Raw genomic sequence first — 23,469 nt, forward strand, 5'->3', positions numbered from 1 at the left:
CAGTAGAATTAATGTTATTGTAAAAATTCAATGGGCACTGAACAGGAATTATTTCTATTCCTCTTCAACTGGTTTCCAGTTGTCTTTGCCGCCCAGCACCTTCAAAACTGTAAAATTCAGGGCTTCTTCTTTAGAAAGTTTCTTTGCCCAGGAAGCTCGTTCTCCTGAAGCACCGGGACCGGAGGAATTATATTCAGCATAAAAGCCAGTTTTTTCAGCTTCGGTTTTACTCCAGTTATGCCAGCCTTCCGGTTTTATAAGAGCAGGCATTCTAGTATTTATAAAAACTGTCTGGGCATAAATTCTCCAGGGCCTGCCCAGGTAAAAACTGTCCTTTGCCGCATCTCCTGTTATTTTACAATCGATAAAAACAAAACCAAATTCGGAGTTTTCTTCCGTAGAAGCCGCAGTAATATAATGCCCGCCTTCTTTGCAGTAGATCTCGCAGTTTTCAAAAACCGCCGTGGACCAGCCAAAAATAAAATCGGTGGTACCTTCTATATAGCAGTTTTTATAATATTGCCGGCTGTCTCTCCCGTGCAGATACAAAGTATCCTGATTCCCGAGAAACCTGCAATTTTCAAACACCACACGATCCCCATCCACACGAACCGCAACGGCCTGCCCTACCGGACCGGCAGAGTTTTCAAAAGTGATATTTTCAGCTTTAAAACCATCTCCAAATATAAAAAAGGAGGTGGAGCCGGTAGTCCCTATTTCCTCACCGAATTTGTTCAGTTTTTGGGCATAATCATCATAGGTCAAAACTGTGTTTTTCAGGTCTTCTCCTATAAAAGTCACGTTTGTTTTGGAAGTCGGCAACACCAGCTTTTCCTTATATATCCAGCTTTTAATAAAAACCTTTGTTTCTTGTTTCCGAAAATCGGGAATGGCATTTATCACCTCCTGAACAGATGTAAAATCGCCGGAACCGTCTTTTGCTACTATAAAATGGTATTCTGCTTTTTGAACTGCAGAAGGAAATACTAATAATGGCAAAATAAGGCAGAGCACAAAAATTGGCAATTTTGAAGTAGAAGATAATTTCATGCTTTTTATTTTAAGGTTAATTTTTCTCCCGAATTCGCGCTTAAACCTGTATCAGCTTTCGAAAGGAACTATAGCGATTGTCGCCCTGGTATTCAAATTAAAGAATTATCTCTTTCTGCCATTACATAAGCTCACTGCCAAAGAGTTGTAATCGATTGCGTTAATGTAACTGATTTTAGTAAATTACCAAAAAAAATGCTTATTTTTAAATCCTATATACCATTAGACAGGATATTTTGAAGAAATAACGATTCTTCTGAAGAAATTCACATATATAATTTAGCATCTGTGTGAACCTGTAGCTTTAAAAAACACCAATTAAATGAGCGGAAAAGAGAAAGTAACCATTTACGATATTTCCAAAAAACTAAATATAAGTGCCGCAACCGTGTCCCGGGCGCTTAATCAAAACCCCAAAATAAGCGAAAAAACCAGGGAGCTTGTAGCCAAAACCGCTCTAGAAATGAACTACAAGCAGAATCGATTGGCACAGGCGCTAAAAAGCGGGAAAACCAATAATGTGGGAGTGATTGTCCCTTATATTAACCGCAGTTTTTTTTCCTCCGTAATTCGCGGGATTGAAGAAGAACTTACCCCACATGGCTATCATGTAATTATTTGCCAGTCGCACGAAGAGGTGAAGAATGAGATAAATCAACTGAATGCTTTGCTGAATACACAAATTGATGGGATATTCATGTCGGTTTCCAAAACTACTCAAAATACAGATCATATTAAAAAGGCCCTGGAAGAGCATACTCCGCTTGTGTTTTTTGATAGAAAAATAGAAATGTCCGGTGTAAGTTCTGTGGTTCTTGATGATTTTAAAGCGGGTTATATGGCCACCGAACACTTAATAATGGAAGGTTGCAAAAAAATCGCACATCTTTCAGGAGACATCAACCTGGAAATCTACAAGAACAGGTTCGAAGGTTATCGTTCGGCTTTAGAAAAACATGGGCTTACTTATCATCCTGAACATGTAATCCAAACCAACAGTAAAATAGAATCCGGCCAGCAGGCGGTAGCCCAACTCTGGGAATGCGAAGAAAAGCCTGATGCCATATTTTCGGCAGGAGATTATGCCGCACTTGGCGCAATCCAGGAATTAAAGAGCCGGAACATTAGAATCCCCGAAGATGTTTGTGTGGTGGGCTTCAGTAATGAACCTTTTACAAAATATATGGAATTGCCAATCACCTCTATGGATCAAACTCCATTACTTATGGGGAAAATTGCTGCCCAGGTATTTTTAGAGCAGGTAAAAGGAAACAAGACCTTAACTATCGAGAAAAAAGTAGTACTGTCCCCTGAGTTATTTGTGAGAAGTTCTTCCGGAAGGAGTATTTTACAACCTGCAGAAAATTGATTTTTTTCAAAAAAAATTATAGCTCCGGAATGGCAATTTCCGCACCCTTTTTTTCTGCGGAAAGATATGCGGAATAAATTGTGGCAATAACATCGGCAGCCAGAGTACTGTTGCTTTCCACTTCTTCATTAAAAGCGGCCGAACGATAAAACGCTTCCATTTCGTGCTGATAGCCGTTAAACCAGCCTTCATCTGGCGAAATATTAGACCAGCCCTGTTTGGTCCCGGTTTTCTCCACCACATAAATATCATCAAAATTGCTGTCTACAGGGTTGTAGGTTTGCATGGCATTATTAGGAGTAAGGTTGCAAATGGTCCTGTGATTGTTTGCATGTACTTCCAGGTAATTCTTTACACCACCATGAAGCAATTCACTGGCCACAATATCGGCCACAGTTCCATCTTCAAAAACCACATGCAACGTTGCATAATCCTCCACATCGGTATAAGAGTCCTTTAAATGAAGTTCATTCTGAAAATTTGGCATCCTGGTAATGGCGTGTACCCGGCAGGTTACACTTTCAGGTCTAATAGGTTTACCATTTTTAGCTTTGCCCTCCACATGTTTCAAATAAATTGCTCCGGAAAGCGGATGGCAGCCTTTGCCCATTAAGGAACCACCGCCGGAAAGCTTCCATTTTCCGTAATCCTGTGAATGAGAACCGGAATGCGACTGCTGCGCCTGGATCCATAAAACCTGGGACTTCGTTTTTTCGATAACCTCCCGCTCCTTTTGGATGGCAGGCGCATAAACCCAGTTTTCGGCATACATTATCCGGCCTTTGCTTTTTGCTTCAGCAGCAAGCATTTTCTTTACGCTCTCTAATGCATTTTTTAAACCTTTTTCTCTTGAAAAATGATCTCCGGAAAAGTTTTCTTCATCATTACCAAAATAGCCGGTAAGTGGCTTTTCTATGATAACATCTTTATCTTTCTTCAAAATTTGTATCGCCAGCGGCTCGTGGGTAACAGGCGGGGTACAAAGATGAAGTACATCTGAAGCAGCAATAAGTTCTTCAAGCTTTGTAAAAGCACCGATTCCCTTTTCTTCGGAGAATTTCTTCAAGTTATCCTGATTACGCGAATGCGCCCCTACCACTTCAACCTTTACACCATACACTTTTTGTATGGCGTCAAAATGAAATCTTGCGGCAAAACCAGAACCTATTATTCCGGCACGAAGTACTTTTTTCTCTGCTCCCATTTAAATTTTATAAAGAAACTCCACGTTTCCAAGGGATAAAATCGTCCTGATCAAGTTGATCTGCCTTAGATTTTATCTTTCCATCGGCTACATTAATAATGTATTCAAACAATTCTTCTCCCATTTCCGGAATACTTTTTTCTCCTTTTATTACAGCACCCGAATCTACATCAATAATATCGGGCATTCTTCCCGCAAGAATAGAATTTGAAGAAACCTTAAGCACAGGTGCGATAGGATTACCGGTTGGCGTACCCAGCCCGGTGGTAAAAACCACCACATTGGCGCCGGAACCTACCATTCCTGTAGTACTTTCCACATCATTCCCGGGTGTACAAAGCAGGTTTAATCCTGGTTTTGTAACATATTCACCATAATCTAAAACCGCCTGGATTGGAGAAGTTCCTCCCTTTTTCGCGGCACCGGCAGACTTCATTGCATCGGTAATTAATCCATCTTTGATATTTCCCGGAGAAGGATTCATATCAAATCCTGAGCCCGAAGCCTCTGCTGCATTTTCGTAGGACTTCATGAGTGCCATGAATTTGGTAGCAGTTTCATCATCTACACATCGGTTTACCAGCTCCTGTTCCACCCCGCACAATTCCGGAAATTCAGATAGGATTGGAGAACCTCCAAGGGCTGCCAGAATATCTGAAGCATATCCCAAAGCGGGATTAGCTGAAATTCCCGAGAAACCATCAGAACCACCGCATTCCAACCCAAGCTTCAACTTAGATAAAGGTGCAGGCTGGCGCCTAATTTCGTTGGCTTTTTTAATGCCTTCAAAAGAATCCCTGATGATTTTATTCAGCATTTCATCTACCGTTCCTTCCTGTTGCTGTTCATAAATAAGCACAGGTTTTTTAACATCAGGATTTATAGCATTAAGAGCATTTTTAAATATGTCTATTTGCAGATTCTGGCAACCAAGGCTTAGAACAGTGGCCCCCGCAACATTGGGGTTATTCACATACCCCGCCAGCAATTTGGAAAGCATTACCGCGTCCTGACGGATTCCTCCACAGCCACCCTGGTGGGTAATGAATTTCACCTCGATATTATCAAAAATTCCGGTTTCTTCTTCCTGAAAGTTTACGGTAGCATCCTCGTCCTTCCCGGTAATCAGATTGCGCAGCAATTGGCGTTGTCTAGGCGATTTATGAAAAGAAAATTCTTTTTCGAATACATCTTTCAGCAATTCCACATTTCGGTTTTCACAAAAAACCAGCGGAAAGAACAACCACACATTGGCAGTTCCAACCTGGCCATCGGGCCGGTGGTATCCCATAAAAGTACGATCTTTCCATTTGGATACGTCGGGCGCCTGCCAATTGATGGTTTCAGTCTTCTGAGTTGTTTTGCTGGCCTGGTGTTTCACGTTTTCGGTAGTAAGCCTGTCCCCTTTTTTTATTTCGCTGGTCGCTTTTCCTACCAGCACTCCATACATAAAGATCCTGTCTTCTGCTTCCAGATGAACAAGACTGATTTTATGTTTCGCCTGGATATCATTCAGGACAATAATTTCCTCACCTTCGAAATCTACCCTATCACCCTGCCATAAATCTAAAAGGGCAACAGCGACATTATCCTGGGGATGTACTTTTATTAATTTACTTTTCATAATTTCTGCTTTTGCTTCTTACTCAAATTTCTCAGTAAAAATCTTAAAACCTTCCTCTATTCCTTTAGTTTCTATCAATTCCAGGGCAAGAGCGGTTTTTTCTTCCAGCTGTGGCACTTGCGTGAGATCTGTATCCCAAAAACTGGTATTTTTAAGCACCCGCTCTGTAATCTCTTTATAGCTGTGCAATTCCCATGCATGTTTTAATTCGGAAGTTGTTTTTTTATCATCATTTACCGGAAGGCTGTGCCCGTTCCATTCTCCTCTGTAAAAACGAATTAAACATGCAAATGCAAAGGTAAGGCGTAAGGGTAATCGATTGTACTTTTTCTGAAAACTTAACAAACTCGGCAGCACTCTAACTTTAAATTTAGAAATACTATTTAGCGCGATACTGGAAAGCTGATGTTTGATAAAAGGATTTCTGAAACGGTCAAAAACTTCTTCTGCAAAGGAATTTAATTCATCTTCAGAAAGCTTCAGCGTAGGGTTAATTTCTTCAAATACCGTGTCACTTATAAATTTCCCTGTAAATTCATGATCTACAGTTTGCTTTACGGTTTCATTTCCGAAGAGAATGGAGAAAGGAACCATTGTAGTATGCGCACCATTTAAAATACGTACTTTCCTGGTGCGGTACGGCTGAAGGTCATCTACAATAAGAATATTTTCGTCAATTTTATCAAAAGGAATTTTTGATTTTAAGTTTTCACCTCCTTCAATAACCCATAATAGGAAAACTTCTGCGGAAACGATAAGTTTATCCTCAAGTTCCAACTGACTTTGGTAGGAATCAATATCGTCTTTCGGATAACCGGGAACAATTCGATCTACCAATGTATTATGAAAATCGTTATGATCTTTAATCCAACTGATAAATTCTCCTTCCAGGTTCCAGAGTTCCGCATATTTCAGAATTATCTCTTTTAAAGTATCGGCATTGTAATTTATCAGCTCACACGGAATAATACTTAAACCTTTATCTTCAGCTCCATTAAAATGCTTGAAACGTTTATAAAGCAGCGCGGTTACTTTGGCCGGAAAACTATTATGTGGCTTTCCTTCTAAAGTATCGTTTTCATCAAAAGCAATTCCTGCTTCAGTAGTATTGGAAATAAGGAATTCCAGCTCTTCTTCTTTAGCCAATTCCAGATAAGCCTCATAATCTTCATACGGATTTATGCCTTTTTGGATACATGAAATAGTCTCCTGCCTTTGGATTTCCTCTCCTTTCTTTACACCTTTCATAAAAAGGTTGTACAGGCCATCCTGTTCATTCAGCATATTTATTAAACCTCCAGACAAAGGCTGAATTACCGCTACCCCGGCGTTAAAATCGGCCTTTTTGTTTAGCTGATCGATCACATAATCAACAAAAGCCCTAAGAAAATTACCCTCTCCAAACTGAATTACCTTAATTGGCAGTTTTTGAGTTAAACCGGCACTTTCTCTGTTCAATCTTTTATTTTTTATTTCTTCCATTTTATTATAGCTTAAATTCTATTCGAATAAACTTGGCAACCAAAGGCTGATGGCGGGGATAAAGGTGACCAGCAGCAACACAATAGCCATGACCAGATAGAGTGGCAACAGCGGTTTCATCACCTTCTGAATGGTAGTTTTGGCCACACCCACTCCTATAAACAGCACCGCACCCACCGGTGGTGTACATAATCCCACGCATAAATTCATTACCATAATAATCCCGAAATGTACCGGGTCTACTCCCAGGTTGGTCATTACCGGTAAAAATATAGGGGTGAAAATGAGCACTGCAGGGGTCATATCCATAAAGGTTCCCACGAACAGCAACAGCAGGTTGATAATAAGCAAAATCACGTACTTGTTTTCACTAAGGCTCAGCAGCGCAGCACTTACCGACTGCGGAATATTCTCGTAAGACATTACCCAGGACATACTCATAGACGTGGCGATAAGCAGCATCACAATGGCCGTAGTCCCAACTGAACTTAGAAATACTTTATAAAGAACCTTTCGATTAAGTTCCCGGTAAATAAGCGAGAGTACAAAACAGTACAATACTGCGATTCCGGAAGCTTCCGTAGCGGTAAAAATCCCGGAAACAATTCCGCCAATTACCACGATCAACAAAAGTAAACTCGGCAGTGCGCTTAAAAAGGTGGAAGCAATTTTTCCAAAACTTGTGGCATTGCCCGCAGGATATTTCTTCTTCTTGATCCATACCGCCGCTACCAGCATAAGGGCCAGCCCCATTAAAATTCCAGGCAGATAACCCGCCAGGAAAAGGGAAGCTATAGATACCCCGCCACTGGCAAGGGAATATACAATTAACACATTGGAAGGTGGGATTACCAGTCCTGTGGTGGAAGCTGTAACATTTATCGCCGCACCAAATTCCCTGGAATAATTTTCCTTTTCCATTGGTGGGCCTAAAATTCCTCCTATAGCCGAAGCTGCTGCAACAGCAGAACCTGAAATGGCTCCAAAAAGCATGGCTGCAATAACGTTTACATATACCAATCCTCCCGGCAGTGAACCAATAAGCGCTTTGGCAAAATCTATAAGCCGGTTGGCAATCCCCCCCTGATTCATAATTTGACCTGCCAGTATAAAGAAAGGTATGGCCAGTAAAGAAAAACTATCCAGGCCTGTGGCCATCCTTTGGGCCACCGTGGTAAAAGCCGCCAGCGATTCTATGGAAGCAATCATGGTAAACAAGCAGGACAAACCTATAGACCAGGCCACCGGCACACCAATGGCCAGTAATACCACAAAGGAAAGAACCAATATCAAAATCTCTGAAATCATACTAAATACTTTTGGGGGTTTAAAATTTCATTGACTTTATAAATAATGATAAGCAGGCCGCTAAGCGGAAGCACCATATACACGACATATAAAGGAAGCTCCAGGGCCGCCGAACGTTGTCCCAGATCATAACTTACATATACCAGGTTGCCACCACCGATGATCAACACCGTAATGCAGAAAAAAATTATCAGCAGATTGATAGCAATCTTCAATCGTTTTCGATTTTGAGGATTTAATTTCTCTTCCAGCAGGTTAATGGATAAGTGGGCCTGCTGGCCTGCGGCGTATGCTGCTCCTAAAATTCCAATCCATATAAGCAGGTATCTCGCCAGCTCTTCGGTTACCGAACTTGGGGACTGCATCACATATCTTGAAAATACCTGCCACAATACCGCCAGAACAATAATTGTCATTAAAAAGACCAGAAAGCCTCCTAACATTTTATCTAAACTCTTTTTCATCTATAAAAATTCTACAACTATAAGGTTCATAATTGCCCTTAATGGACCTTCTATTTATTTTACAGCTTGTATCGCTTCAATTATTTGTTTCATCTCCGGATCCTCGCTGAATTCATCATACATCGGCTGTACCATCTCCCGGAATTCCTCCTTATCGGCTTCTACTACTGTTACTCCTGCCTTTTTTATTTCTTCCAGAGCTTCCAGTTCAGCTTCACGCCATAATTTCTTCTCGTATTCTGAAGATTCCATCGCAGCTTCTTTAAGCCACTGCTGCTGCTGGGGAGTAAGATTGTTCCATACCGGCGTCCCTATAACCAGTTCATCTGGCAAGGCGGTATGCTCATCTACAAGAAAATACTTGCAAACCTCATAATGACGGGAAAGATAAAAACTTGGCAGATTATTTTCTGCACCATCTACAATTCCCTGTTGCAGGGCGGTGTACAATTCTCCCCAGGCTATTGGCGTGGGAGATCCCCCCAGGAGCTTCACCATATTAATGGCCGTCTGACTCTCCATCACCCTAAGTTTTAATCCCTCGAGATCTGCAGGGGTTTCAATAGGGGTTTTGCCATAAAAACTGCGGCTGCCCGCATCGTAAAACGTAAGTCCTTTTAAACGTTTATTTATACTGGAATTAAGGAAGTTTTCTCCTATTTCACTTTCCAATACCGTAAAACGATGTTCCCTGTCCCGAAACAAAAACGGAAGGCCGAAAACTTTTAATCCCGGTGCAAAATTTTCCATTACCCCTGTGGAAACCTTGGTCATTCCAAGACTGCCAATTTGTAGCAATTCCAGGCATTCCCGCTCGGAACCCAGTTGCTGACTCGGGTAAATATCAATTTGCATTTTGCCGCCGGACTTTTCCGCAACCCGATCAGCCATAAAAAGCATGGCCTTATGCACCGGATGGCTTACATCCAGCCCGTGGCCCAGTTTAATGACTCTTGTTTTATTATCTTTTTCACAGCTCATTGCTGAAAAAAGAACAAGTCCGGCAAGCAGGAGATTAAATAAATATTTAAATTTTAATAATTTCATTTTCTAAAGCTTTCAATAATTTTAATGGCCGATCCTACTTTTTCTGAAATGCCTTTATAATTGAAGCTGCCATCTTCTTTTTTCTGAAAAAGTTTAGAACCTATTCCCACGCAGTGTACCCCGGCATCGAACCATGCTGCCAGGTTCTCTTCCGTAGGGCTTACTCCGCCTGTTGGCATGATGCTCGCCCATGGCAATGGACCTTTTACCGCTTTTACAAAAGACGGTCCTCCAACCTGGCTTCCCGGGAAGATCTTTACCACTTCAGCGCCAAGTTCTTCTGCATAGGAAATTTCCGTCACCGAGCCACAACCTGGCATCCAGGCCACTTTCCTGCGGTTGCAGGTTTTGGCCATTTCAGCATTGATAAGCGGAGAGACAATAAAATCTGCCCCAAGCTGAAGATAAAGCGAAGTGGTGCCGGCATCAATCACCGAACCCACGCCCATCATCATCCCGTCCAGATTGGCTTTTACATATTTATTAAGCTCCCCAAAAACCTCATGGGCATAATCGCCCCTGTTGGTAAATTCAAATACCCGTGCCCCGCCATCATAACAGGCTTTGACTACTTTTTTGCAGGTTTCCAGGTCTTTATGGTAAAATACGGGTACAAGCCCGGTTGCTTTGGTAGCCCGGGCTACCGCTATTCTTGAAAATGTTGCCATTTGTTGTTATTCTTATTCTTAAGTATTTATATTTTCAGACCACAGGTTTTCAAAAACCTCTGAGGTCATTCTATTGCTATCGTTTAATCCTTCCCCCGGTGCTACCTTCCATTACTTCCAGCACTTCTTCCGGGCTTACCAGGTTAGCATCACCCAAAATGGTATGTTTTAGAGCACAGGCCGCATTAGCAAAACTGAGGGCTTTTTGATCGTCAAAATTTTGCAATCCATAAATAAGGCCAGCCGCATAAGCATCACCGGTTCCTATCCTGTCCACCACGGTAGTGATTTCCAGTTCTTCAGTAGTAAGGTATTGTGTTCCGGTCCAGGCCCTGCCATAAATTTTCTGCCAGGAAGCACTGACTCCCGTTCTCACTTTATCAAATACTCTTTCGATATTCGGACATTCTTCCATCAGTCTTTTGGCCGCGGCAATAAAGCCTTCTTTTTCAAAAGAGAAATCGGTGCCCAAAATTTCATTGATCTCGTTTACGCCTCCTATAAAAATGGTGGAAAGCCCGGTGAGTTCTTTTAAAACTTCATGGCCATTTTTTCCATATTTCCATAAATTGCTACGATATGCCGGATCTGCCGTGATGGTCATTCCTTTCTTATTCGCCAACTCCAGGCCCTCTTTTAAGGTTTGATAGGCACCTTCTGAAATGGCCGGGGAAATTCCCGTCCAATGCAGATAATTGCCATTTTCCAGTACGCTTTCCCAGTCTACCTGCTCCGGTTTGATATTAGCGAAAGCGCCATGTAAACGGTTATAGGCAATTTTGCCGGAACGCATCGAAGATCCGACTTCCAAAAAATACAATCCCAGCGGATGCTCCACTTTATTTACCGCGGAAATATCTATTCCAAACTGCCGCATCGCTGCTATGGCCGCATCACCAACCAGATCATTAGACACATTAGTCACCTGCTGCGTTTCTATACCGAAATACGCAAGCGAGGCCGCCACATTCATCTCTGTGCCGCCAAAAAAGAAATCCATGGTGTTGGATTGCTGTAATTTGCGGTTTTCCGAAGGGGACAATCGCATAAGCACCTCCCCGAAAGTAATTACTTTTCCTTTAGCTTTTTCCTGTTGCTGCATTAGAAACTGAAGTATTCTTTAGCATTATGATAGCTGATATCGGCTATGGTTTTTCCTACTAATTCCATGTCATTTGGCAATTCGCCGCTTTCCATTTCTTTTCCGAAAAGATTACAAAGCACTCTTCTGAAATATTCATGTCTTGGAAAGGACAAAAAGCTCCTGGAGTCGGTAAGCATCCCAATAAAACAGCTAATTAGGCCCATATGGGACAAGGCATTCATCTGCCTTTCCATCCCGTCTTTCTGGTCTAAAAACCACCAGCCCGAACCAAGCTGCACTTTTCCTTTTACACTCCCGTCATTAAAATTCCCGATCATGGTCGCAAAAATCTCATTATCGGAAGGGTTTAAATTGTAAAGTATGGTTTTGGGAAGTTTGTCTTTTCCGTCTAAAGTATCCAGGAACCCGGAAAGGTTCTCCGCCTGGCTGTAATCGGCGATAGAATCCCAGCCGGTATCGGGGCCAAGTTCCTTCAGCATTCTTTTGTTATTGTTGCGAAGGGCACCAAGATGGAATTGCTGCACCCAGCCTTTTTCATGATAATTTTCCCCTAAGAATAATAAAATAGCCGTTTTGAATTTTTCAGCTTCCAGATTGGAAATATCTTCTCCTTCTCTCTTCTTTCTGAAAATACCGGCAATTTCTTCTTCGGTATACTTTTCAAAAGAAACATAATTAAGCCCGTGGTCACAAAGTTTGCAGCCATTGGCATCAAAATAGTCAATTCTTTTACGAAGGGCATTCTGAAGATCTTCGTAAGAATCGATCTCCATTTCTGCAACTTTTGCCAGCTTATCCAGATACTCATTAAAGCCTTCCGCATCAATCAGCACCGCTTTATCGGGCCTGAAAGCAGTACTCACTTTAATACCTATGTCTTCTTTGGCAATTTGCTGGTGGTATTGCAGATTATCCGTAGGATCTTCCGTGGTACAAACCGTCTCCACGTTCATCTTTTTCAGTAGTCCGCGGCAGGAATTCTCCGGCTGCTGCAACTGCCTGTTGACTTCTTCATAAATCCGCTCCCCGGATTCTTCATTTAATAATTCATCTATTCCGAAGTAACGTTTTAACTCTAAATGGGTCCAGTGGTACAGCGGATTACGCAACGTATGCGGCACCGTTTTGGCCCAGGCCATAAACTTCTCCTTATCTGAAGCATCGCCGGTGATATATTTTTCATCCACCCCTAACGTACGCATGGCGCGCCATTTATAATGGTCTCCCGCCAGCCAAACCTGGGTGATATTGTCAAATTTGCGATCCTCAGCAATCTCTTTGGGAGGCAAATGATTATGATAATCGATTATGGGCTGGTCTGCCGAATAGTTATGATAAAGTTCCTGCGCATACTTGTTCTGCAACAGGAAATTATCGGTTATAAAATTTTCGTTCTTCATGTTTAATTGTATTCTTCATTCAATTTCTTTCGCGGAAACCTTTCTTAAAGAGGTACCCGAAATTTGCCAATTATCGGCTATTACCTGCCCATCCAGCCGCCATCTATGGTAAGGATCGCCCCACTCATATAATCGCTGGCTTTGGAAGCCAGAAAGATAATAGGGCCGTGAAAATCTTTGGGCTCGCCCCATCTTCCGGCAGGAATCCGCGATAAAATAGCTTCGCTGCGCTCTTCATTATCTCGTAAAGCCTGGGTATTATCGGTAGCGATATATCCGGGTGCAATCGCGTTTACCTGTACGCCTTTGGACGCCCATTCATTGGAAAAAGCCATGGTAAGCTGCCCGATGGCCCCTTTGGAAGCGGCATAGCCGGGAACCGTAATCCCGCCCTGAAATGTGAGCAGGGATGCCGTGAATATTACTTTCCCGCTGCCTCTTTTTATCATTTCCTTTCCAAACTCCCGGGTAAGGATAAACTGGGAATTCTGATTCACCTCTATCACTTTATCCCAATATTCATCGGGATGTTCCGCAGCAGGTTTGCGCATAATGGTTCCCGCATTGTTGACTAAAATATCAATTTTCGGATGTTCCGATTTTACTTTTTCTATAAATGCGTAGAGGGATTTCCTATCGGAAAAATCACATTGGTAGCCCTGGAATTTACGGCCTTTAGCCTGTACCGCTTTTTCTATATTGGAACCTTCGGTTTCTAAACTTGCTGAAACGCCTAATATATCAGCTCCGGCTTCTGCCAGAGCTTCGGCCATCGCAAATCCGATTCCGCGCTTACAGCCGGTAACCAGTGCTGTTTTTCCTTCTAAATTAAATAAATCCATATATGTTTTATTTCAATTCGTCAACCGCTACTTTATCCATATCGCCATAATCCAGGTTTTCCCCGGCCATACCCCAGATAAAAGTATAATTAGAAGTTCCCGCCCCGGCGTGAATAGACCATTCCGGTGACAACACCGCCTGGTGGTTTTTCATAAAGATATGCCTGGTTTCATCAGGTTGCCCCATATAATGGCTGATGGTTTGCCCTTCTTCCAGATCGAAATAAAAATAGGCCTCCATTCTCCTGGTGTGGGTATGTGGCGGCATGGTATTCCAGATGTTTCCTTCCACAAGCTCGGTCATTCCCATTTGCAACTGGCAGGTTTCCACGATACTGTTTACAATCAGTTTATTTAAAATCCGCTTATTGGCATATTTCGCATCCCCAAGCTCAATGACCTCAGCATCTTCTTTCCCTACCTTTTTTGTAGGATAGGCATGATGCGCAGGAGCGGAATTGAGATAGAAATAAGGCTGTTCGTTTCCTGATTTTTCAAAAATCACTTCCTTCTTTCCCTGCCCTAGATAAAGTGCCTCTTTATTGCCCAGCTCATAAACTTCTCCGTCCACAGTTACTTTTCCGGCACCACCAACATTGATGATACCGAGTTCACGACGGTCCAGGAAATTTTCTGATTTTAAATCGTCTATAGTCTCCAGTTTTACAGTTTTATCTACGGGGAAAGCTCCTCCCACAATAAAGCGGTCATACATGGAATAAGTAAGGTTAATCTCGTTATTTCTGAAGAGTTCCGGAATTAAAAAATGCTCCCGTAGCTCTTTGGTAGTATATCTTTTTACATCCTCCGGATGGTGTGCGTATCTGAATTCTGAATTGGTCATTTGTATGTATTTATAGTTAACATGCAATCGATTACACGAATATAATCAATTTTTTTAGTTTTTAAAGTATCATTAATTTTTTCTTCTATATAAAACATTATTAACATTAAAGTAATATATAAACACAGCAATAACTAAAACATCCTTAAGAATTCCAAATTAACTATTTATAAAACAATTTTACTTTTAAAATTCCCGATAAATTACCTCGGGCAAAGTAATAAAAGTAGAATTTTTGCCTATCCTGTTGTATACTGCCTATTTTATTTATCAGCTTTGCTTATAGCTATTAAAATATAGCATATAAAAAATATCTGAAAATCTAATCTATTTCCGTATTTCAAAACTGAACAAGATAAGATGTCTTACACTTCTTCATTCAAATACCAGATGGGTCTAAATTTTCAAGAAACTTCACAATTCTGAGACTTCCTCTGTTGTAGCAGAGGTTGGTACTCCGGCTTCTTTACCAATAGTCACCTCTTCAAAAATAACATTTTCAGTGTTTTTGATGGTTAGGGCATTCTTTGCTTTCCCCACTTTAATATTGGTTAATTTTACGTCTTCTACTTTACTGTCTTCATAACCTTCAATAACTATTGCAGTTCCCGTTGCTTCTTCAGCCGTAACAGTATCAATATAAATATTTGATATTTTCGAATTAAAGCCTTCTCCTTCTCCATGGTAATTGGCCGTGATAAAGAAAACATCCTCTACTTTACCAAGCTCTATATTACGCACATAAATGTCCTTCATATAACCACCCCTGTCTGGATTTGTCTTAAAATAAATACCTCTTTTAAGGTCTCCCCATGATTTACAGTTCTCGATAAAAATATTTTTAACCCCTGCAGACATCTCGCTGCCAATTACTACTCCATGCAGGCCTTTTAACAGGCAATTTCTCATAATTATATTTTGTGAGGCCAGGTCTGCATTGGACCTTCCTTCATGATCTCTACCAGCTTTTATGGCAAGATTATCATCTCCGTTATCAAATTTCACATTTTCAATTAATACATCTTGCGTGTACTCGAGATCTATCCCATCATTATTATAGTTATGGGCATCGTATTTTAAACCTTTTAGAGTGACACTTCGACATTTTAACAAATGAAGGCACCAAAAAGGTGAATCTTCTATGGTTACATCTTCAATTAAAATATTCCTTGAATTTACAAATTGTATTAATTGTGGCCGCAGATAATGTCCTTCCCCAAAAATTCTTTCTTTTACAGGAACCCCTTCATGATTCATTTCTCTGCTTAATAACTGGTCTTTTTTCTGAAGTTCCTTCCATGCCGACCAGGAATCTTTTGCTTCTCCATCTATTGTTCCTTTTCCCGTAATCGCTACGTTCTCCACATTATTGCCATATATAAAAGGACTATAATTGTAAAGCATTGTACCTTCCCAACTGGTAAGCACCAAAGGGTAAAACTTGGGGTTAGAGCTAAACCTGATTCGGGCTCCTTCTTCAAGTTTTAAATTTACATTGCTTACAAAATGTATAGGCCCATTAACCGTATAGGTTCCTGCAGGAACAATAATGGAACCCCCGCCTTTCTTTTTAATGGCTTTCATTGCTTTATCAAAAGCCTTTTTATTATTAGTTACAGAATCTCCTTTAGCGCCATAATTTATTACAGAAACGGTGAATTCCGGGATTGCAGGAAGTTCAATTCTCTCCAAAATATTCCCAATGGCTTCTTCTTTTGCTCCTTGATTCAGCTGAGCGCTAACAATACTGGTAAATAGTATAATTACTGCGGACAGTAGGCTGCTCTTGTTCTTCATTTTATTTGTTTTAATTTATTTTTTAATCGAATTGCTACTTCATCTAATTATCTGGGAATGGAGAAAATGATAAGTTTCATTATCAATTGAACTATTTTTAATTACCTACCCAATTCCAGAGCTGCCAATATAAAAGAACCAGTGCCGTGAGGGTCATTAACAACTTGCTTGGCCTCTTTGGTGTAGTATCGAAATGAACCGTCTCGGTAGGGGTTTCCTCCGAGTCCTGCACTTGAACAAATTTGATTTAAATATAAATGTCCATCATCATTGACTTCTATAAGATTCTTTAAAACTCCATCAAAGGTATTGTTGGCCACGTCTAAAAAAAATTGGGGCAGGTAACCTTTTTTTGCACCTTTTGCAAATGCATACGCAAACATTAGCGAACCAGAAGCTTCAAGATAATTTTCCCCTAAACTTCCTTTATCCGGTACCTGGAACCATAATCCTGAAGGATCTTGGTATTTAACCAAACTTGTTGATAATGTGTTCAGGTAATTAATTAATTTAACGCGGCCTTTATGATCCTTAGGAAAATAGTCTAATACATCTACTAACGCCATCATATACCATCCCAATGAACGTGACCAAAATTGTGGTGAGGTACCGGTTCTTTTATCTGCCCACTCCATTTTTTTGCTCTCATCCCATCCATGGTATAATAACCCAGTTTTTTCATCTAAATTATTCTTTTGAATAAGATCAAACTGATGAATGATATCATTTAAGTTTTCTCCATTTTCAAAAGTCATGGTATAACGAGTATAGAAAGGTAATCCCATATATAATCCATCAAGCCACATTTGGTTGGGATAGATTTTTTTATGCCAAAATCCCCCACTCTCCGTTCTTGGTTGATCACTGAGCTGAGTCCTTAGCATTTTTAGGGTATGTAAATAACTGGTATCTCCCGTTTTCTTATAGACGTCAAAAAGGAGTTTCCCAGTATTAATCATATCAATATTATAATGATTGGCTTTGTAACCTGGGATCCCATCCTTATGGGCATTCAAATAATCTAATATGATGTTGCCATACTGAGAGTTTCTAGTAGTTTTATAAAGTTCGTTAATACCGGTCAATACGAGTCCATCAGTATAATTCCAGTATTTTCTATCCCCAAAACTTCTCTCCCAGGGTACTGGGTTTTCTTCCATAACTGAAAGCACCATGCGTTCTGACCATTGAAGATCAAGAGGTACTATGACTTCTTCATGTCCAGCCTCTTCAATTCTCATAGCCTCATTATTATAAGATTTACAACTTATAAAAAAAGACATCAACGTAATAACAATGAGAAGCTTTGGGGAATAAATTTTCATCGAGAGTGTTTTTAATTATAGGCTGAAGTTAATTTCTTTGGGCACTTCATTAGAATAGCCATACCTCACTCAGCCATTAAATCCATTTCTCCTTTCTTGGCATCAATTCTGAAAGTTCAGCTATTTTCACAGGCCTGCCCTGCTCAATACTATTACGTGCAGCGATGCCCACTAAAACAGCTAAAGAGCCATCTCTTACATCCGCAGCGTGATGAAGTGCTGGATCTATAACCTTATTTTCAAAAATTTCGTCAAACATAAGTTTATCTCCTCCCCAATGACCAGATCTTACATATGGAAATTCAATTCTATTGGGCTTTTCAAAATTTCGCTGATAGACAATTTCATGGTACTGGTTATCATCTCCTGTATGTGAAGATTGATCCATCTCTTTTTCATGCACCTTGGACTGATCTACAATAGTGGTTTCCCGCCAGGGTATTCCTTCGTGCGTTTCAAGCCTGCCCTTCTTTCCATTAAACCCAAAACGGAAGCCTTCAAAGGGGGAATATGTAGTTAAGGAATAATTTACAATTACATTATTAGCATACTTTATCTGCACGCTATGTTTATCAAAAATATTTATTTCTTTCCGCCAAACGCAATTATCTCTTATATATCCGTCATATTCTTCATTCTCCACATAAAGTTTCATTAACTTTTCATCCTTTGTAATATCCCAATAAAAATCGCATTCATTTTTAAAACTACAGGACCTGCAGTTGGGACCTCTAAAAGAATGATTCTCCCCATATTTTTCCAAGTCACCATAAGCAGTCACTTCAACAGGGTCTGATCCAATAAACCAGTTTAATAAATCGAAATGGTGAGCAGATTTATGCAACAAAAGGGTTCCAGATTTTTCTTTTATTCCATGCCATCTTCTAAAATAAGAGGCTCCATGATAAGTATTCAGGTACCAGTTTAAATCTATTGATACCAGTTCACCTATTTCATCTGCTTCCAGGATTTTTTTGAGTTTAGTGAACAATTGCCCATACCTATAATTAAAAGCCATAATTAGTTTAGCCTTAGAAGCCTTTTGCGCATCAATTATTAACTGCGTTTTAGTTTCATCCGTTGTCATTGGTTTTTCAGTTACCACATCAATATCATTACTAAGACCTTTAATAATAAATTCATGATGTGTAGCATCAACAGTAGTGACCATAATTAAATCAATATCTACTTCTTGAAGCATTTCGTCAAAATCTGTAAAAACCGGACATTCAACACCTATATATTCTTTTGCGTATTGTAGTCTACCAGGATTAATATCGCACAACCCAACGAACTCTATTTTATTGGAATAATTTTCGCGCAGGAACTTTCCAAAAAAAGAAATTCCTCTTATTCCTGTGCCAACAAGAGCTACTCTTCTTTTCCTTTCCTTGCTAGTGTTATCCATAATTTGACCTAGCATGGGTGAAACTACCATGGCTCCTGCCGCGGTTAATCCTGTCTTTTCGATAAAACCTCTTCGGGTTAATCCTTTTTTCTGTTCGAATGCCATATTAACTTTTTTTTGTGATTTAAACTTTTAGTCAAATTATTTTCTCAATCTCATATTGCACCATTAATTCCTTATCTCTCCAATTAAGATTTAAAGGTTCCAGAGTAATTAAATAGCTATTATTTTATGCTTCTGTATAAAAGCTGGATCGAAATTTATCCCTAGACCCGGGCCGGTAGGAACTTTCACCACACCATTTTCCGGCAATAGACTTGATGTCTTACATTCAAATTCCATATCGTCATTAAATGGTGTCTTCAATTCATGAAACTCACCTGCATTAGGAATTGCTGAGACAAAATGTAACATATATACATAGCCAATATTAGAAACGTGGGGTGTATGAACCTTACCCAACACATTGGCCATTCTTGCAACTTTCATGGAGCGTATCATACCCCCAAAGTAAAACATATCTGCCTGCACTACTTGTAATGCATCATTTCCCAGAAGCCACCGAAAATTTCGCAAACTTGGTTCTTGCTCTCCTCCGGCAACTGGAATTTTAAGAGCGTCTGCCACTTGCTTTGTACCCTCATACCAATCAAACGGAACTGGTTCTTCGTAAAAGCTGTAGTTATAATCTTCTAGAATCTTACCTATTCGAATTGCTTCCTTAACATCGTATGATCCATTGGAATCTGCAGATATTACCATATCATCTCCAAAAGTTTCCCTGGCAAGGCGTATAAGTTTTTCTGATCTGCCTTTTGGGTAATCAGGCTGACTCATCCTTCCTCCAATTTTAAACTTTATAGACTTTGCTTGAGATTTAGCCAAAGATTCCTGCAAATGTTCAACTGTTGCCTCCGCTGAAATTCCCCTCTCACTATTAGCCTGGTATAATTTCACATAAGGATTATGAATTTCTCCTATTAATTGCCCTATTGTTTTCTTTGAAATTTTTCCGAGCATATCCAAAATAGCAAATTCAATTGTTGCCAACGGTACCCAAAGCGCCACACTTTGTAATTTGTAATTACTCTTATAGGTATATACCTGTTCTAATAATGATTCAAGGTCTGTAACATCTTTTCCAATAAAAAATGGTTGTAATCGCTTTACAAAAATAGGGTAGAGCGTTTCCATCTGGCTATTCGAAAAAGAATATCCAGTTGCACCATCTTTCGAACGTACCCTGCATATATAATTTTCTTTATATTGAAGTAGTTCCAAGGTATCTATTATTACAGGTTCTTTAAAATACTCCCTCTTTAATACTGGCTTATTAAGGGCTTTGTCCAGCTGTTCATATTTATCTTTAAAAACATCCTTATCACCCTCTACTTGAGCCATAACTGTTGAAAAAGGCGTGGTTAATGCCATTCCTCCCCCTAGCAGTGAGGTCGTAATAAATTTTCTTCTATCTGTATTCATGCTTTAATTATATAGATACTGTTTGCCGTTGATAGTAACATTGACAACGTTTAGATTATCGACATTATCAATCTCATTCTCCTTCTCTACTCCTTTAAAATCACAATTACTTATGTATATGTTTTTTACACTATCATTCCCCTCTATTCCCTGAAGCCAAAGAGCATAATTTGCCTGATTTGTGTTAAGGTTCGATACATATATATTTTTCACCACAGGAGGGAACTCACCTTCTCCTTCCCGATCTATATGATAACTACAATTAATAGATACTGCAGCTATATTTACCTGCCCCACGCTAATATTTCTAACATATACTCCATCTGTAATACCTCCGCGATTGCTATTAGTTTTAATTCTTATGGCCCTGTCCAGATCAGGACTACTCATTTTACAGTTTTCAACAAATATATTTTTAACTCCCCCTGCTATTTCACTTCCAATAGCTACTCCTCCATGCCCATTTCTCATGTCGCAATTTCTTATTACCACATTTTCGATAGGAATTCCAGCCCTTCTTCCATCATAATCTCTTCCTGATTTCAGAGCAATACAATCATCACCAGTGTTAAAAGTGCAGTTTTCAATTAGAACATTTCTACAAGACTCGGGATCTATACCATCATTATTAGGCCCAAGGCTGTTTATCACTATATCCCTTATTATAATATTTTCAGAAAGCAAAGGGTGGATTTCCCAGAATGGTGAGTTCTTAATAATGCCCTCAATCTTTAAATTGTTGCAATACATAAAATTTATAAACTGAGGTCGCAAATAATGACCTGCCATTTGTCTTTTATATACTGGGACCTGAGTATCATTAAATTTCTTTAACATAGGGCGATTTTCTTCATCAAGCTGGCTGGGAGATCCTTCAACCCATCCCCCTTTTTTACCCCCTTTCCAGGGCCACCAGTTTTCAGCACTTGCCTGACCGTCCAAAATACCTTTGCCTGTAATTGAGAAGTTGTTCTGGCCTATGGCATATATTAAAGGAGAATAATTATAGCAATCATCCCCTTCCCAACGTGTAAGTACCATGGGAAGGTAATCTTTTGGCTCTGTACTAAACTTAACAGTCGCATTTTTATCGATGTGAAGATTTACATTACTCTTTAAATGAATAGGTCCAGTAAGGAAAACACCTCCTTTCACCAGGACTGTGCCCCCGCCTTGCTTATTACATTCATTAATTGCTTTTTTTATGGCTTCAGTATTCATAGTAGAACCATCGGCAACTGCACCAAATTCAGTAATAGAAAATATTCTATCCGGAATTTCCGGCTCATGAATACCTTTAACAATTTCTTCAGCTTTCTTCCAATATTCTTCCTGGTTCTGCCCATAAAGATGAACACAGGAAGAAATAAGGAAAACTAAGAATATTTTTTTTAAATTTTTCATTCTTGTATTATGTTATAAATTCTATTGATAAGCGGGATTTTGCTGAAAATTGGGATTTCTATTTAAATCAATTGCTAATTGCGGGATTGGTCTTAAAATCTTTAATTCTCCATTGGCTCCTTCGAAGTTGCTTTCCTCAATTAAATAATGGCAGGCAGAAGCTCGTTCCACTAGCTTACCGGTTCTTTTAAGGTCGAACCAACGATGATATTCTCCCATTAATTCACGCCCTCTCTCATCAAGAATGTAATCGATTGTAAATTCGCTCAATGTTGCCGGGTCTGCATTGGCTCTCTCTCTAACCACGTTAAGTCTTTCAAGGCCCGTAGCATTATTCCCGGCCATTAAATAAGCTTCTGCCGCTATAAGATAAGTTTCACCTAATCTTGACAGTATAATATCTCTTGTACTTACTCTTCCTTCACCATACGGAGCACCAGGATCGTCAAATTTTCTTATGGCAATATTATAATAGTCAAAATTCCTGCTAACTTCTGGAAAGTAAGTTCCGTACGGGTGATAAACTGCTTCAGGATGTTCTGCTTCGTAAGCTGCCTGATCTGCCGGTGAATTTTCCCATTTGGGTGCATAATAATGTAAAACGGCCAGGTTACTATGATCTTGAACGCGATAAAAATCGTAATACTGCTCATACATTTCTACCATAAATGTTCCTTCCCATCTGTCATCTCCTTCTTCAAAAAGATCCACCGCGCAACCCGTTGGGACTAATGTAAAAGTTCTATAAGGTTCTATACCCGCATTTTCAACTCCTCCGAAAGCCGGACCAAAGAAGCTTGATTGAGTATGCCCAAGATTTTGGGGATCTGTACTTACTGAAGATTGATCGAATTGAACTGAAAAAATCACCTCTTCATTCAAGTCATTTCCTGGCCACCAAAGCTCTTCAAAAGATAGATTTAATTCCTGTCCAGCGATAGCTTCATCTGCATAATTTGCAGCTGTTTCAAAATCTGAAGGACTTCCATATTCTTCATATGCGCGGGTTAAATAAACTTTGGCCAACAAGTGTCTCACCGCTCGCTTGTTAACTCTACCTATATAATTTCCTCCCTCTACCAGACTTAGGGATCCCTCCAATTCAGAAATTATAAAATCATATATCTCTTCAGCGCTACTTCTATCAAACTCCAAAACAACATCTGAGATATAATCAGTAACCAAAGGAACACCACCATAAGTTTGCACCAATAGAAAATAAGCATTAGCTCTTAAATACTTTATTTCCCCAACACGTAGATCTACTTCATCATTTTGCTCTGTAATCTCAGAATAATGTAGTGCCATATTGGCAATTTGTATGGCCTCATATCCTTGATCATATAAATACTCAACACCTTCTGAAGATGGTGTTAATTGGGAATATTGACTTAAACCAGGCGGTTCCTGTTGCCGGCCTTCCGCATATAAATCTGTTCCTGCAGAAAATAACCACGGTTCATCACCATAAATTTCCCGTAGTTGTGAATAGTTTGCTGTTATCAATGATTCAAAGCCTTCCTCAGTTAAATAAAATTCCTCCGCGGCAACATTGGAGAGATTCTCTTCTTCTAAATAATCATTACAAGAAGTGAAGGCAATTACAGTTATAATTATTCCTAATAATATTTTTATCTTTTTCATTT

Annotated in this window: 19 protein-coding genes; 1 reads left to right on the top strand and 18 read right to left on the bottom strand. The window is 39.8% G+C overall.

What is annotated here, in order from left to right:
* Positions 1–54: 54 nt before the first annotated feature.
* Complete coding sequence (locus RM529_RS05165) at positions 55–1,050, bottom strand: pectinesterase family protein (protein ID WP_311483683.1); 996 nt, start codon at positions 1,048–1,050, stop codon at positions 55–57.
* A 322-nt stretch (positions 1,051–1,372) separates the two neighbouring features.
* Here RM529_RS05165 and RM529_RS05170 point away from each other — a divergent pair, with 322 nt between their 5' ends.
* Positions 1,373–2,419: a LacI family DNA-binding transcriptional regulator gene (locus tag RM529_RS05170; RefSeq protein ID WP_311483684.1), complete on the top strand. Its 1,047-nt coding sequence runs from the start codon at positions 1,373–1,375 to the stop codon at positions 2,417–2,419.
* 16 nt (positions 2,420–2,435) lie between these two features.
* On the opposite strand, the gene RM529_RS05175 is transcribed toward RM529_RS05170, so the two are convergent.
* From RM529_RS05175 to RM529_RS05255, 17 genes are all read right to left on the bottom strand, one after another.
* Entirely contained in the window at positions 2,436–3,623 is a 1,188-nt protein-coding gene (locus RM529_RS05175) for a Gfo/Idh/MocA family protein (RefSeq protein ID WP_311483685.1), read from the bottom strand.
* Between the two features lie 7 nt (positions 3,624–3,630).
* Positions 3,631–5,247, bottom strand: a complete 1,617-nt coding sequence (locus RM529_RS05180; protein WP_311483686.1) for a UxaA family hydrolase — start codon at positions 5,245–5,247, stop codon at positions 3,631–3,633.
* 18 nt (positions 5,248–5,265) lie between these two features.
* Entirely contained in the window at positions 5,266–6,729 is a 1,464-nt protein-coding gene (locus tag RM529_RS05185; protein WP_311483687.1) for a tagaturonate reductase, read from the bottom strand.
* 18 nt (positions 6,730–6,747) lie between these two features.
* Positions 6,748–8,037, bottom strand: a complete 1,290-nt coding sequence (locus tag RM529_RS05190) for a TRAP transporter large permease (protein WP_311483688.1) — start codon at positions 8,035–8,037, stop codon at positions 6,748–6,750.
* A complete protein-coding gene (locus RM529_RS05195) occupies positions 8,034–8,501 on the bottom strand; it encodes a TRAP transporter small permease (RefSeq protein WP_311483689.1) in 468 nt (155 codons plus the stop codon). Before RM529_RS05195 ends, RM529_RS05190 begins: the two co-directional genes overlap by 4 nt.
* A gap of 54 nt (positions 8,502–8,555) precedes the next feature.
* Positions 8,556–9,548, bottom strand: coding sequence for a TRAP transporter substrate-binding protein (locus RM529_RS05200; protein ID WP_311483690.1), 993 nt, complete (start codon positions 9,546–9,548; stop codon positions 8,556–8,558).
* Positions 9,545–10,216 (bottom strand): bifunctional 4-hydroxy-2-oxoglutarate aldolase/2-dehydro-3-deoxy-phosphogluconate aldolase, encoded by a 672-nt coding sequence (locus RM529_RS05205; RefSeq protein ID WP_311483691.1) that lies wholly within the window; start codon positions 10,214–10,216, stop codon positions 9,545–9,547. The genes RM529_RS05200 and RM529_RS05205 overlap by 4 nt, the downstream gene beginning before the upstream one ends.
* 76 nt (positions 10,217–10,292) lie before the next feature.
* Positions 10,293–11,318, bottom strand: a complete 1,026-nt coding sequence (locus RM529_RS05210) for a sugar kinase (protein WP_311483692.1) — start codon at positions 11,316–11,318, stop codon at positions 10,293–10,295.
* Complete coding sequence (gene uxaC / locus RM529_RS05215) at positions 11,318–12,721, bottom strand: glucuronate isomerase (RefSeq protein WP_311483693.1); 1,404 nt, start codon at positions 12,719–12,721, stop codon at positions 11,318–11,320. Before uxaC ends, RM529_RS05210 begins: the two co-directional genes overlap by 1 nt.
* Positions 12,722–12,801: 80 nt before the next feature.
* Positions 12,802–13,563: an SDR family NAD(P)-dependent oxidoreductase gene (locus RM529_RS05220; RefSeq protein ID WP_311483694.1), complete on the bottom strand. Its 762-nt coding sequence runs from the start codon at positions 13,561–13,563 to the stop codon at positions 12,802–12,804.
* 7 nt (positions 13,564–13,570) lie between these two features.
* Positions 13,571–14,407: a 5-dehydro-4-deoxy-D-glucuronate isomerase gene (gene kduI, locus RM529_RS05225; RefSeq protein WP_311483695.1), complete on the bottom strand. Its 837-nt coding sequence runs from the start codon at positions 14,405–14,407 to the stop codon at positions 13,571–13,573.
* Between the two features lie 414 nt (positions 14,408–14,821).
* Complete coding sequence (locus RM529_RS05230; RefSeq protein WP_311483696.1) at positions 14,822–16,204, bottom strand: glycoside hydrolase family 28 protein; 1,383 nt, start codon at positions 16,202–16,204, stop codon at positions 14,822–14,824.
* 101 nt (positions 16,205–16,305) lie between these two features.
* Positions 16,306–17,445, bottom strand: a complete 1,140-nt coding sequence (locus RM529_RS05235) for a glycoside hydrolase family 88/105 protein (RefSeq protein ID WP_311483697.1) — start codon at positions 17,443–17,445, stop codon at positions 16,306–16,308.
* 160 nt (positions 17,446–17,605) lie between these two features.
* On the bottom strand, positions 17,606–19,042 hold the full coding sequence (locus RM529_RS05240) for a Gfo/Idh/MocA family oxidoreductase (RefSeq protein ID WP_311483698.1): 1,437 nt from the start codon (positions 19,040–19,042) through the stop codon (positions 17,606–17,608).
* 108 nt (positions 19,043–19,150) lie between these two features.
* On the bottom strand, positions 19,151–20,419 hold the full coding sequence (locus RM529_RS05245) for a mandelate racemase/muconate lactonizing enzyme family protein (RefSeq protein ID WP_311483699.1): 1,269 nt from the start codon (positions 20,417–20,419) through the stop codon (positions 19,151–19,153).
* Between the two features lie 3 nt (positions 20,420–20,422).
* Entirely contained in the window at positions 20,423–21,823 is a 1,401-nt protein-coding gene (locus RM529_RS05250; RefSeq protein ID WP_311483700.1) for a glycoside hydrolase family 28 protein, read from the bottom strand.
* A gap of 21 nt (positions 21,824–21,844) precedes the next feature.
* Complete coding sequence (locus tag RM529_RS05255) at positions 21,845–23,467, bottom strand: RagB/SusD family nutrient uptake outer membrane protein (RefSeq protein WP_311483701.1); 1,623 nt, start codon at positions 23,465–23,467, stop codon at positions 21,845–21,847.
* Between the last annotated feature and the right edge of the window lie 2 nt (positions 23,468–23,469).

The sequence above is a fragment of the Autumnicola edwardsiae genome, from assembly GCF_031846505.1.
Classification (GTDB): domain Bacteria; phylum Bacteroidota; class Bacteroidia; order Flavobacteriales; family Flavobacteriaceae; genus Autumnicola; species Autumnicola edwardsiae.